Genomic DNA, 13,456 nt, shown 5'->3' with positions numbered 1-13,456 from the left:
CTATTTAGGTAGCGCCTCGGACGAATACTACTGGGGGTAGAGCACTGTTTGGGCTAGGGGGTCATCCCGACTTACCAACCCCATGCAAACTCCGAATACCAGTAAGTACTATCCGGGAGACACACGGCGGGTGCTAACGTCCGTCGTGAAGAGGGAAACAACCCAGACCGCCGGCTAAGGTCCCCAAGTTCTGATTAAGTGGGAAACGAGGTGGGAAGGCTCAGACAGCCAGGATGTTGGCTTAGAAGCAGCCATCATTTAAAGAAAGCGTAATAGCTCACTGGTCGAGTCGGCCTGCGCGGAAGATGTAACGGGGCTAAAATCAGGCACCGAAGCCGCGGATTCACGCTATGCGTGAGTGGTAGGGGAGCGTTCTGTAAGTCTGCGAAGGTGTGTCGTGAGGCATGCTGGAGATATCAGAAGTGCGAATGCTGACATGAGTAACGATAAAGGGGGTGAAAAACCTCCTCGCCGGAAGACCAAGGGTTCCTGTCCAACGTTAATCGGGGCAGGGTGAGTCGGCCCCTAAGGCGAGGCCGAAAGGCGTAGTCGATGGGAAACGGGTTAATATTCCCGTACTGACACACATTGCGATGGGGGGACGGAGAAGGCTAGATGGGCCAGGCGTTGGTTGTCCTGGTGAAAGGGAGTAGGTGGTGACTTTAGGCAAATCCGGAGTCACAACGCTGAGACCCGAGACGAAGGTACTACGGTACCGAAGTCATTGATGCCCTGCTTCCAGGAAAAGCCTCTAAGCTTCAGATGTGTGTGAACCGTACCCCAAACCGACACAGGTGGTCGGGTAGAGAATACCAAGGCGCTTGAGAGAACTCGGGTGAAGGAACTAGGCAAAATAGTACCGTAACTTCGGGAGAAGGTACGCTGGAGCGGGTGAAGTCCTTCGCGGATGGAGCCTGAGCCAGTCGCAGTGACCAGGTGGCTGGGACTGTTTATCAAAAACACAGCACTGTGCTAACTCGCAAGAGGACGTATACGGTGTGACACCTGCCCGGTGCCGGAAGGTTAATTGATGGGGTTAGCCGCAAGGTGAAGCTCTTGATCGAAGCCCCGGTAAACGGCGGCCGTAACTATAACGGTCCTAAGGTAGCGAAATTCCTTGTCGGGTAAGTTCCGACCTGCACGAATGGTGTAACCATGGCCACGCTGTCTCCACCCGAGACTCAGTGAAATTGAAATCGCCGTGAAGATGCGGTGTACCCGCGGCTAGACGGAAAGACCCCGTGAACCTTTACTATAGCTTGGCACTGAACATTGACCCTACATGTGTAGGATAGGTGGGAGGCTGTGAAGCGGTGACGCCAGTTGCCGTGGAGCCATCCTTGAAATACCACCCTTGTATGTTTGATGTTCTAACTTGGCCCCGTTATCCGGGGTGAGGACAGTGCCTGGTGGGTAGTTTGACTGGGGCGGTCTCCTCCCAAAGCGTAACGGAGGAGCACGAAGGTTGGCTAAGTACGGTCGGACATCGTACGGTTAGTGCAATGGCATAAGCCAGCTTAACTGCGAGACAGACACGTCGAGCAGGTGCGAAAGCAGGTCATAGTGATCCGGTGGTTCTGAATGGAAGGGCCATCGCTCAACGGATAAAAGGTACTCCGGGGATAACAGGCTGATACCGCCCAAGAGTTCATATCGACGGCGGTGTTTGGCACCTCGATGTCGGCTCATCACATCCTGGGGCTGAAGTCGGTCCCAAGGGTATGGCTGTTCGCCATTTAAAGTGGTACGCGAGCTGGGTTCAGAACGTCGTGAGACAGTTCGGTCCCTATCTGCCGTGGGCGTTGGATGATTGAGAGGGGCTGCTCCTAGTACGAGAGGACCGGAGTGGACGAACCTCTGGTGTTCGGGTTGTCACGCCAGTGGCACTGCCCGGTAGCTAAGTTCGGAATCGATAACCGCTGAAAGCATCTAAGTGGGAAGCGAGCCTCGAGATGAGTCATCCCCAGAGCTTCGAGCTCTCTAAAGGGCCGTCCGAGACCAGGACGTTGATAGGCAGGGTGTGGAAGCGCTGTGAGGCGTGCAGCTAACCTGTACTAATGACCCGTGCGGCTTAACCATACAACACCCAAGAAGTGTGAGACCTTGCAGGTCGAGACTACAAACAGATTCATCGAAATAGTTTTTTCCGAATTAAGTTTTTATGCCTGGCGGCCATAGCGTTGTGGAACCACCTGACTCCATGCCGAACTCAGCAGTGAAACGCAACCGCGCCGATGATAGTGTGGCAGCTGCCATGTGAAAGTAGGTCACTGCCAGGCACCCAATACCGAAAAGCCCTTCACTGTTGTGAAGGGCTTTTTTCATTTCTCATTGTATCTGCCGGGCCTGCCATGCCGGACTTGACCCGGTATCTTGCTGCTGGAAGATCCTGACTTTCGTCAGGATGACCGTCTGAAAAATGATTAATCCGTTTGGTATAAACGGCACTTACGACCCTGACGCTTACTCATACGTCACTATCCAGCAGCAGCTTCAGCTCTACAATACCGTCTTCCAGTTGTGTTTTGGTTTTGAAGCCCAGCTTGCGGGCCAGAGTGACCATACCCCGGTTGGACGGCATGGTAATGCCACTCAGGCTGTTCAGGCCGCGTTGCCGGCCATAGCGAATGATCTTTTCCATCAGCATGCGACCGAGGCCCACGCCTTTGAGATCCGAGCGTACCAGTACCGCAAATTCGGCATCGTCGTTGTCGGGATCCGACATGGCGCGCACCACGCCCAGAATGTGGCCCTCTTCGGTCACCGCCACAAAGGCCATTTCCCGGTCGTAATCGATCTGGGTCATGTGGGCCAGCTCCTCATGGCCGATCACCACATCGGCAAAGAAGCGCTTGTAGCGGTCTTCGTCGGTGACATGGCCGACAAAGTCCTGATGAGCGGGCTCGTCTTCGGGCAGTATGGGTCTCAGGGTTACCGGTGTACCGTCTTTCAGCACGGTGCGCTCTTCCCATTCCCTCGGGTAGGGCCGAATCGCCAGCCGGGCCTGGCCGTCTCCCTCAAAGGGCGCCAGCTTCATGCTGACGTCCAGCGCGATCAGTTCACTGCCGGTGGCCAGCAGCGGATGAATGTCGAGGCTGATGATTTCCGGGTGGTCGATGATGAGATGCGACACCTGAGTCAGCACCCGGCACACCGCCATCATGTCCAGGGGGTGCTGGGAGCGGTTGGCGCGCACCTTGCCGCTCTTGAGCGCCTGGATCACCAGGTAACGGGCCAGGGTCATGTTCAGCGGCGGCAGGGCCACCGCGGCCTGCTCTTCCCCTTCCAGATCCACGCCGCCGTCACCCAGCAGGATCACCGGGCCAAACACCGGATCGGAACGCACTGCGATGTGCAGCTCCTGAGAACCGGCCCGGCGTGCCATGCGCTGCACCATCAGGCCGTGAATGCGGGCGCTGGGGTAGGTTTGCCGTACCCGGTCGAGCAGGGCATCGGCGGCCTGGGCCACCTCGGCTGCCGAGCGCAGGTTGAGCACCACACCCGACACTTCCGATTTGTGCACAATATCGGGTGAGCGCAGCTTGATCGCCACCGGATAACCGATTTGCTCCGCAATGTGCGCGGCCTCGGTGCCGTCGGTGGCGATCCAGGTGGGCAATACCTGAATGCCATAGGCCGCCATCAGCCGGCTTACCTCATGGGTGTCGAGCTGGTGCAGTCCTTCCTCAAAGGCCTGGCCAATCAGCTCGCGCACGGTGTCGCCGTCGTTGGGCATGTCGGAGATGGACTCCGGGGTTTCCATTAACTGCTTCTGGTTGCGGCGGTATTCCACCAGGTGCATAAAGGCCCCGGCGGCGCTTTCCGGGGTGCGGTAGGTGGGAATGCCGGCCTCGGTAAAGCAGCGCCGGGCTTCAAAGGCGCTGGTTTCCCCGGACCAGTTGGTGAGAATGTTGAAACGTCTGGCGCGGGGGTGAGTGCGAATCACCTCGATCAGCTCCCGGGCCACATGGGTGCTGTTCACGGTAGCCGAGGGTGCGTGCATGATCAGAATGGCATCGCAGTCGTCGCTGTCGAGCAATACCCGCAGGCTGGCTACGTAGCGCTCCACCGGCGCGTCACCGACGATGTCGATGGGATTGGTATGCGACCAGGACGGCGGCAGCACCCGGTCCAGCGCCGCATGGGTGGTCTCGGTCAGGCTGGCCAGCTTGCCGCCCCGGGCCAGCAGGGTGTCGATGGCGTTGATGGCCGGGCCGGCGCCATTAGTGAGCACCACCAGCCGCTCGCCGCGCAGGGTGTGGGAATGGTTGAGGGTTTCCACCGCCGCAAACAAATCGTGAGTATCGCGCACCCTGAGCATGCCGGCCCGGCGAATGGCAGCGTCGTAGGCGGCATCCATGCCCACGTCGCCACCGGTGTGAATATGGCCAAGCTGGGCGCCGATGCGGGTTTTGCCACTTTTTACCACCAACACCGCCTTGTTGCGGGACGCGGCCCGGGCCGCCGACATAAAGGCGCGGGCGTCCTGCACCGCGTCCATATACAGCAGAATGGATTGGGTGTGTCTGTCCCGGGCCAGGTAGTCAAGCAGCTGGGCGAAGTTGATGTCGCAGGCATCCCCCAGGGAGATAAAGTGGGAAAAGCCAATGTCGTTGTGCCGGGCCCAGTCCAGAATGGTGGCGCACACGGCAGAAGATTGCGACACAAAGGCGATGCGCCCTGGTTTGGCCGGAAACGGCGCAAAACTCACATTCAGGCCCAGGTGCGGCAGTATTACCCCCATGCTGTTGGGGCCCAGCAGGCGCATGCGGTGCTGCCGTGCGCTGGCCTTCATGCACTCGAGCTGGCCGTGGCTGGTGCCGGCGGCAAGAATAATGGCGGCCTTGCAACCCTTTTGGCCCAGTTGCTCGATGATGGTCGGGTTTTTGTCGGCCGGTGTGCAGATAATGGCCAGATCCGGCACGCGCGGCAGGCTGGCGATATCGGGGTAGGCCATCACCCCGGCCACCGCTTCGTATTTGGGGTTCACGGGCATGACCGGACCACTGAAGTTGCCGGCCAGCAGGTTCTTCATCACCAGCTTGCCGGCGCCGTTGTCCCGGTGCGAGGCACCGATCACGGCGATGCTGGCGGGCCTGAACAGGGCATCGAGTCCTTGCTGCGGCATGGCGTCTCCTCAAATACGAAGTATGGCGTAATGGCGGTATTTGAAGCATATTATCAGCCTGTGACTGTTTTTGTGCTGACTACCGGCAAAGCCGGCTGGAGACTGTGATGGAAGTCTGGTTGCTGTTTATTCCCGCCTGTCTGGCCCTTAATCTGACCCCCGGGCCCGATATCTTTTTCATTCTGTCTCAGGCGCTCGGGGGCCGGCAACGGGCCGGCATGCTGGCGGCACTGGGGCTGGGCGTATCCTACCTTGGCCATACCCTGCTGGCGGTGGTGGGTTTGTCGGCGCTGGTGTTGCAGTCCGCCACCGCCTTTACCCTGATCAAATACGCCGGCGCGGCCTATCTGCTCTACCTGGGCTGGACCAGCCTGCGTCACGCCAGCCGCCTGGCCTTGCCGGCGGCGGCCGACACTCAAAGCGACTGGCAAATCTTTCGCCGGGGGCTGACGGTGGGCATGCTCAACCCCAAGGTGGCGCTGTTTTTCCTCGCCTTCCTGCCTCAGTTCGTGACCAGTGATAGTGGTTCCGTGCCCTGGCAACTGCTGCAGCTGGGGCTGGTATTTACCCTGACCGCCACCCTGTGTAATGGTGCCTACGGCCTGCTGGGCCAGCGTCTGAAACACAGCCTGCAGGGCAGAGCGCGTTTTTCCGTGTACCTGGGCCGCATCTCGGGCGGGCTCATGATGGCGTTGGGTGCGCGGCTGGCCCTGACCCGGCAATAAGCGGTCGAGGCCGCCGATGGCATGGGGTAAACTGGAGCCAGTTCACCCCATGCAAGGATTACCCATGTCATTTCCGACCATAGAGGATTACGTCGGCAACACGCCCCTGGTGCGGCTACAGCGCATGGCCGAGCACACCAACAGCCAAGTGCTGGTCAAGCTGGAAGGCAACAACCCCGCCGGCTCGGTGAAGGACAGGCCCGCCCTGAACATGATTCGGCAGGCGGAGCTGCGCGGTACCATTAAACACGGCGACACCTTGATAGAAGCCACCAGTGGCAACACCGGCATTGCCCTGGCCATGGCCGCCGCCATCAAGGGCTATAAAATGGTGCTGATCATGCCCGACAATTCCACCGAAGAGCGCAAGGCCTCCATGCGCGCCTATGGTGCCGAGCTGATCCTGGTGAGCAAGGAGGAAGGCATGGAAGGCGCCCGGGATTTGGCCGACAGCATGGCCGCCGCCGGCAAGGGCGTGATCCTCGATCAGTTCAACAACCCCGATAACCCGCAGGCGCACCTGCTGAGTACGGGCCCGGAAATCTGGCAGCAAAGCGAAGGCCGCATTACCCACTTCGTATCGAGCATGGGCACCACAGGCACCATTATGGGCGTGTCCGAGTACCTGAAAGGCCAGAACCCGGAGGTGCAGATCGTGGGCTTGCAGCCCTGCGAAGGCAGCCATATTCCGGGCATTCGGCGCTGGCCCGAGGCCTATCTGCCGGGCATCTTTGACAGAAGCCGGGTTGATACGGTGCTGGATATCAGCGAACAAGAGGCGGTAGACACCATGCTGCGCCTGGCGCGAGAAGAAGGCATTTTCTGTGGCGTCAGCTCCGGCGGTGCCGTGGCTGGTGCACTCAAGCTGGCGGAGCAGGTCGACAATGCGGTGATTGTGGCCATTATCTGCGACCGGGGCGACCGCTACCTGTCATCCGGGGTATTTAATACCAGTGAGGGGTAAGGTGTGAGGAGTGAGGAAAGCGTCTCCTCACTCCTCACGGTCCTTCAGGCCGATAACGCCAGCTCGCTTTCACCTAGCTGGTTGTCGCCGGCATAGAGGCGTCCCTGGCTGCCGCCCAGATAGAGGGTCTGGCCACGAGAAACGTTATTGAGTTGATGCCGGGCCAGCTCGGCTTCCAGCAGTGGACCCGGCCAGCCGGCTGGCTCCAGCTCCAGGTGTACCATGGCGCCCCGGGGGTTAACGTCGGTTACTCGCACCGGCAGCGGATGGCTCGCGCTGGCATCATGCTGCAGGCCAATCTCGTGGGGGCGCAGATACCAGCTGGCGGCCCCGCTGTGTTGAGCTGCCGCCGGCAGCGCCAGGCCATGCTCGCCCACGCGAAAGCGCCCACCCGCCAGCTCGCCGTCGATTTTGGCCACTTCACCCAGAAACTCCAGCACAAAACGGCTGGCGGGCCGTTGCCACACGGTGTTGGGGCTGCCAATCTGCTCGATGCGGCCCTGGCTCATCACCACCACCTGATCCGACACATCCAGCGCCTCTTCCTGATCGTGGGTCACGAACACGCTGGTAAAGTGCAGATCGTCGTGCAGCCGGCGCAGCCAGCGGCGCAGATCCTTGCGTACCTGGGCATCCAGAGCGCCAAAGGGTTCGTCCAGCAGCAGCACCCGTGGCTCCACCGCCAGTGCCCGGGCCAGGGCCACCCGTTGACGCTGGCCGCCAGACAGCTGGGACGGAAAGCGGTCGGCCAGGTGCGACAGCTGGATCATTTCCAGCAGCTTGCCGACCCGGGTTTTGATCTCGGCGGCGGACGGGCGCTCCTTTTTGGGCTTGATGGTCAGGCCAAAGGCGATGTTGTCGAACACCGTCATATGGCGGAACAGGGCGTAATGCTGAAACACAAAGCCCACCTTGCGATCCCGGGCGTGCAGCCCGGTCACTTCGGTGCCGCTGAAGTGAATGCGGCCGGCATTGGCCTGCTCCAGTCCGGCAATAATGCGCAGCAGCGTGGTCTTGCCCGAGCCCGACGGCCCCAGCAGGCCCACCAGCTGGCCGCTGGGCAGATCCAGGTTGATGTCGTGCAGCACTCGAGTCTTGCCAAAGGATTTCTGAATGCCGTCAATGCGAATGCTCATGCCGGTTACTCCTGTTCACTGGCGCTGTGCAGACGCCACTCAAGATAAGATTTGATCATCAGGGTGACCACTGCCATCAGGGTCAGCAGGGCGGCGGCAGTAAAGGCGCCCACTGCATTGTAGTCCTGATGCAGCAGCTCCACATGCAGGGGCAGGGTGTTGGTTTCGCCGCGAATACCGCCGGATACCACCGACACGGCGCCAAACTCGCCCACCGCCCGGGCGTTGGTGAGGATCACGCCGTAGAGCAGCGCCCAGCGAATATTGGGCAGGGTGACCTTGCGGAACAGCTGCCAGCCACTGGCCCCCAGCAGCACGGCGGCCTCTTCCGAGTCGGTGCCCTGGCTGCTCATCAGCGGCACCAGCTCGCGCACCACAAAGGGGCAGGTGACAAACACTGTGACCATCACAATGCCGGGCCAGGCAAACATCAGCTGCATATCGTGGCCGTCGAGCCAGCCGCCCACCGGTCCGTTCACGCCGTACATCAGCAGATAGAGCAGGCCGGCTACCACCGGTGACACCGCAAAGGGCACGTCCATCAGGGTCAGCAGCAGCTGACGGCCGGGAAAGCGAAAGCGAGTGACCAGCCAGGCCAGCAGGGTGCCGAACACCAGGTTTACCGGCACGGTAATGGCCGCCACCATCAGGGTCAGGCCAATGGCGTGCAGCATATCGGGCTCGGCCAGGTTGTCGAGCACACCACCCACGCCGGCGGCCAGAGCCCCGGCAAAAATGGCAAACAGCGGCACCACCAGCAACAGCAGGGTCAGCACCACGCCGGTGCCAATCAGCAGCCACCGACCCCAGGGGCGGGACGCCTTGAGGGTAAGGGTCTGTTCCATCAGGCGTTACCTCGTATGCGGCGCATAAAGCGGCCCTGCAGGGTGTTGATGGCAAACAGCAGCACAAATGAAGCCAGCAGCACCAGGCTGGCAATGGCGCTGGCGGCGGCGTAGTCGAACTCCTGCAGCCGAATAAAGATCATCAGCGAGGTGATCTCGGTCTGCCAGGGCATGTTGCCGGCAATAAAGATCACCGCACCGAATTCGCCCAGGCTGCGGGTAAAGGACAGCGCGGTGCCGGTAAACAGCGCCGGGCGCAACTCGGGCAGCACCACGCGAGTAAAGGCCTGCCAGGGGCTGGCCCCCAGGGTGGCGGCGGCTTCTTCATATTCCGGGCCCAGATCTTCCAGTACCGGCTGCACCGTGCGCACCACAAAGGGCACGCTGGTAAACACCATGGCCACCACTATGCCCACCCAGGTGTAAGACACCTTGATACCCAGCTCCGCCAGCCAGGCACCATACCAGCCATTGGTGGCAAACAGCGAGGCCAGGGTCAGGCCCGCCACGGCGGTGGGCAGGGCAAAGGGCAGGTCCATCAGGCCGTCGAGCAGGGCCCGGCCGGGAAAGCGGTAGCGGGTGAGGATCCAGGCCATCAGCAGGCCAAAGGCCATATTGAACAAACTGGCCACAGCGGCGGCGCTGAGGGTGACCTGGTAGGTGGCCACCACCCGCGGGTCGGTAACCACCCGCCAGTATTCCTCCCAGCCCATCTGGCTGGTGTTGATCACCAGCCCGGTGAGCGGCAGCAGAATGATCAGGCTGACAAACAGCAGGCTGGTGCCCAGGCTCAGGGTAAAGCCCGGCAGCACCCGCTTTGAGGAGCCCAGCAGCGCCGCCATGACTTAGCGGGCCTCGGCCTGCAGCTGATCCAGGCTGGCGCCGTTGGCGAAGTGATCCTTCATGGCCTGCTCCCAGCCACCAAAGATCTCTTCCACGGTAAACAGCTCGGTGGCCGGGAACTGGTCGGCGACCTCGGCGGCCACTTCTTCGTTATGCACCCGGTAGTTGTAGCTGGCCAGAATGCGCTGGGCCTCAGGCGTGTACAGGAACTCCAGATAGGCCTTGGCGGCGTCGGCGGTGTCGTTGCGTTCCACGTTGCGGTCAATCCAGGTCACCGGAAACTCGGCCAGCACGTCCACCGGCGGCACCACCCGCTCAAAGGCCTGATCCGGGTACTGGGCAATGATGTTGTTCACTTCCGATTCAAAGGTGATCAGCACATCACCGATGCCCCGCTCCACAAAGGTAGTGGTGGCACCCCGGCCGCCGGTGTCGAACACGGCGACCTGCTTCACCAGCTTGCCCATGTGCTCGCGGATTTTGCTTTCGTCGCCATCAAAGGCCTTGTGGGCGGCACCCCAGGCGGCCAGATAGGTGTAACGGCCATTGCCGGAGGTTTTGGGGTTGGGGAATACCAGCTGCACGTCGTCCCGGGTCAGATCGTCCCAGCCCTGCACCTGCTTGGGGTTATCCTTGCGTACCAGAAACGCCATGGTGGAATAGTAGGGGGAGCTGTCGTTGGGCAGGCGCGCCTTCCAGTCGGCGGGGATCAGCTTGCCCTTCTGGTGCAGCACGTCCACATCCGTGGTCTGGTTGTAGGTCACCACGTCGGCGCGCAGGCCCTGCAGAATGGCCTGAGCCTGGCGGGACGAGCCGGCGTGGGACTGCTTGATCTCCAGGGTCTCGCCGGTTTGTTCCTGCCAGTGCTTCACGAACACCGGGTTGATGTCGGCAAACAGCTCGCGGGCGATGTCATAGCTGCTGTTCAGCAGTTCCTTGGCCTGCAGCGGCAGGGTGGCACTCAGGCCGGCGGCAAACAACACGGAGGCCAGAAGGGATTTGCGCATGATTCAACTCCGAACGAAGAATAAGGTCTGCGTCGAGTCTAATATGCTCAATGAATATTTAAACCATCTTTAATAGTTACTTTTGGAATATATAAGCAAGGGCGGATATAAGTCATCACCAGGCCTGCTCGGCAGGCCGGTGACCCCAAGGTTACTCTTGCTTCGGCGAGGGGGGCGCCTCAGGGTGCAGCCGGCCGGCAGACAGGGACGGCGACGCCAGCACCAGCTGTGCCACACAGCCGGCCACCACTCCCCACAGCGCCGACGACAAGCCGAACAATGACAGCCCGGAGGCGGTGACCACAAAGCTCAACAGGGCCGCTTCCCGCTCTCCGGGGGTGTCCAGTGCGATGACCAGGTTGCCGCCAATGGCACCGAGCAGGGCCAGTCCCGCCAGCACCGCCACAAAGGCCGCCGGCAGCGAGGTAAACAGGCTAACGATGGTGCCGGCAAACAGGCCGCCTACCAGATAGAAGAGCCCGTTGAATACCCCGGCCACATAGCGCCGGTGCGGGTTTTCATGGGCGTCTTCGCCGGTGCAGATGGCGGCGGTAATGGCCGCCACCACAATGCTGACGCCGCCAAACAGCGCCATGGGCAGGGACGCCAGTCCGGTGACGGCCAGTATTGGCCGGGCACTGACCCTGAAACCGGTGGCATGCAGTATGGCCATGCCCGGCAAATACTGACCGGACAGGCTGACCAGCACCAGCGGCAGGGCCAGGCTCAGGGTAGTGGTCAGTGACCATTCCGGGGTAATGAATTGCGGCGTGGTCAGTGACCACCGAAGGCCGGCCAGACTGGCGCCTTCCAGTACCACCGCCAGCCCCATGCCCACCAGCAGCAACAGGATCAGGGTATAGCGGGGGCAGCAGCGGCGGCCCAGCAGGTAGGTGAGCACCATGCCGGTGGCCAGGGCCGGCGCCGTTTCCACGGCCACAAAGGCATTGGTGCCGAACTGAAACAAAATGCCGGCCATCATGCCGGCGGCCACCCCCCGGGGAATGGCCCGCATCAGGCGATCAAAGCTGCCCGACAGGCCAATGATCAGGGTAATGGCGGCGGCGGTCAGGTAGGCGCCCACCGCCTCACCCAGGGTCAGCCCGGGAAACATCGGCACCAGCAGTGCGATGCCAGGCACTGACCAGGCGGTGACCACGGGCACCTTGAGCCAGAAGGACAGCACCATGCCCGATACCGCGGCGCCGATGGAAATGGCCCATACCCAGGAGGTCATCATCTCCTGAGAGATGCCGGCGCTGGCGCCGGCCTGAAACACGATGGCCAGCGGGCCGGCGTAAGAAACCATCACCGCCAGAAAGCCGGCGGCCACCGCCGGCAGTGAAAGATCGCGCAGAAAAGCCTTCATGCCCGGCTCCTTGGAAAAATAAAACAGGATAGCCCCGGCATTCAGCCGGGGCTATCCATCATCGCGGCAATATTATGCATAATCGCGACAATGTTCAGCCGTTGGTAGCGGCTTCGGCGGCGGGTTGCCCGGCCGGCTGGCTTCGGCCTACCAGGGCGATGGCCAGGGTGGCGATGGCGCCGGGAATGGCCAGCGCCAGAAAGTTCATCTGGTGCGGCAGCGCCAGGGCCAGCAGGGTGCCGCCCAGCATGGGGCCGACGATGGCGCCATTGCGGCCCACGCCCGAGGCCCAGCCCAGGGCGGTGGAACGAATGTCGGCCGGGTAAAACTGGGCCACATAGGCATACAGCAAAATCTGCGAGCCGATGGTGGTGGCGCCGGCCACGGCCATCAGGCTGTACAGCAACCACATGGGGTGGGGATAACCGAGCAGCACCAGAGAGGCGGACGCCAGCATAAAGAAGCTGACCAGCACCGAGCGCAGCGAGAAGCGGTCTGCCAGCCAGCCGCCGCCCACGGCACCGACAATGGCGCCGATGTTGAGCACCATCAGGAACATCAGGCTGGAGCCCAGCTCGTAGCCGGCGGCCGACATCAGCTTGGGTAACCAGGAGCCGAGGGCATAGACCATCAGCAGGCAGCAGAAGAAGGCGGTCCAGAACATCAGGGTGCTGAGAGCACGGCCGCCGCGCAGCAGTTCCAGCACCGGTGCCTTCTGCACATTGGCCGGCGGCACCACCAGAGTGTCATGACGCTCAATACGCTGGTCGGGGGCTACCTTACGCAACAACTCCCGGGCTTCCCGCTGGCGGTTTTGTGCCATCAGATAGGCCACCGACTCGGGCAGGTATTTGATCATCAGCGGCAGCAGCAGCAGGGGCACTATGGCCAGGTAGAACATGATCTCCCAGCCGAAGTTGGGCACTATCCAGATGCCGAGACCGGCCGACATCATGCCGCCCACGGCATAGCCGCTGAACATCAGCGCCACCAGGGTGCTGCGGCTGCGTTTGGGGGAATATTCACTCATCAGCGAGACCACATTGGGCATGACGCCGCCGATGCCGAGGCCGGCGATAAAGCGCAGCAGGCCGAACTGCCAGGGGCTGGTGGCCAGACCGTTGATGACGGTGGTGAGGCTGAACAGCACCACGCAGATAAGAATGGTTTTCTTGCGTCCGAGCCGGTCCGACAGCATGCCAAAACCCATGGCGCCAAACATCATGCCAAACAGCGCGCTGCTGCCCAGCAAACCGGCCACATAAGGGTTGAGTTGCCACTGATCCATCAGCAGTGGCAGCACCACGCCGTAGATCACCAGGTCGTAACCGTCGAAAATAATAATGAGGGAACACCAGAACAGGACTTTCCAGTGAAAGGGGGTAAAGCTGGCGTTGTCTATGGTCTGGTTTACATCTATCTGTCTCATCGCATATTAC

At 61.3% G+C, this 13,456-nt stretch carries 9 protein-coding genes and 2 rRNA genes (1 of these 11 cut by a window edge); 4 read left to right on the top strand and 7 right to left on the bottom strand.

Features of this window, described 5'->3' with window-relative positions; all coding sequences use genetic code 11:
- Both PU634_RS15475 and rrf read left to right on the top strand, forming a co-directional pair.
- Nucleotides 1-2,079 (top strand): 23S ribosomal RNA (locus tag PU634_RS15475); it begins 811 nt to the left of the window's first position.
- 85 nt (nt 2,080-2,164) lie between these two features.
- Nucleotides 2,165-2,279: ribosomal RNA gene (gene rrf / locus PU634_RS15470) — 5S ribosomal RNA — on the top strand.
- A 188-nt stretch (nt 2,280-2,467) separates the two neighbouring features.
- Here rrf and PU634_RS15465 read toward each other — a convergent pair.
- Nucleotides 2,468-5,128 (bottom strand): bifunctional acetate--CoA ligase family protein/GNAT family N-acetyltransferase, encoded by a 2,661-nt coding sequence (locus PU634_RS15465; protein WP_306761670.1) that lies wholly within the window; start codon nt 5,126-5,128, stop codon nt 2,468-2,470.
- A gap of 107 nt (nt 5,129-5,235) precedes the next feature.
- On the opposite strand from PU634_RS15465, the gene PU634_RS15460 reads away from it, so the two are divergent.
- Nucleotides 5,236-5,853, top strand: a complete 618-nt coding sequence (locus PU634_RS15460) for a LysE family translocator (RefSeq protein WP_306761668.1) — start codon at nt 5,236-5,238, stop codon at nt 5,851-5,853.
- A gap of 64 nt (nt 5,854-5,917) precedes the next feature.
- Nucleotides 5,918-6,817 carry a cysteine synthase CysM gene (gene cysM, locus PU634_RS15455; protein WP_306761666.1) on the top strand — a complete coding sequence of 300 codons (900 nt, stop codon included), beginning with the start codon at nt 5,918-5,920 and terminating at the stop codon, nt 6,815-6,817.
- Between the two features lie 44 nt (nt 6,818-6,861).
- Here cysM and cysA read toward each other — a convergent pair whose 3' ends face one another.
- From cysA to PU634_RS15425, 6 genes are all read right to left on the bottom strand, one after another.
- On the bottom strand, nt 6,862-7,953 hold the full coding sequence (gene cysA, locus PU634_RS15450) for a sulfate/thiosulfate ABC transporter ATP-binding protein CysA (RefSeq protein WP_306761665.1): 1,092 nt from the start codon (nt 7,951-7,953) through the stop codon (nt 6,862-6,864).
- Nucleotides 7,954-7,958: 5 nt separating this feature from the next.
- A complete protein-coding gene (gene cysW, locus PU634_RS15445; protein WP_306761663.1) occupies nt 7,959-8,798 on the bottom strand; it encodes a sulfate/thiosulfate ABC transporter permease CysW in 840 nt (279 codons plus the stop codon).
- A complete protein-coding gene (gene cysT, locus PU634_RS15440) occupies nt 8,798-9,640 on the bottom strand; it encodes a sulfate/thiosulfate ABC transporter permease CysT (protein WP_306761661.1) in 843 nt (280 codons plus the stop codon). Before cysT ends, cysW begins: the two co-directional genes overlap by 1 nt.
- A gap of 3 nt (nt 9,641-9,643) precedes the next feature.
- Nucleotides 9,644-10,648 carry a thiosulfate ABC transporter substrate-binding protein CysP gene (gene cysP / locus PU634_RS15435; RefSeq protein ID WP_094202196.1) on the bottom strand — a complete coding sequence of 335 codons (1,005 nt, stop codon included), beginning with the start codon at nt 10,646-10,648 and terminating at the stop codon, nt 9,644-9,646.
- Between the two features lie 151 nt (nt 10,649-10,799).
- The gene (locus PU634_RS15430) at nt 10,800-12,017 is read right to left on the bottom strand and encodes a benzoate/H(+) symporter BenE family transporter (RefSeq protein ID WP_306761659.1); all 1,218 of its coding nucleotides are present in this window, start codon (nt 12,015-12,017) and stop codon (nt 10,800-10,802) included.
- A 94-nt stretch (nt 12,018-12,111) separates the two neighbouring features.
- The gene (locus PU634_RS15425) at nt 12,112-13,446 is read right to left on the bottom strand and encodes an MFS transporter (RefSeq protein ID WP_306761658.1); all 1,335 of its coding nucleotides are present in this window, start codon (nt 13,444-13,446) and stop codon (nt 12,112-12,114) included.
- Nucleotides 13,447-13,456 lie beyond the last annotated feature (10 nt).

The sequence above is a fragment of the Oceanimonas pelagia genome, assembly GCF_030849025.1.
GTDB lineage: Bacteria > Pseudomonadota > Gammaproteobacteria > Enterobacterales > Aeromonadaceae > Oceanimonas > Oceanimonas pelagia.
Note: the sequence above shows the minus strand (reverse complement) of the source record. Positions and strands in the feature narration are given on the sequence as shown.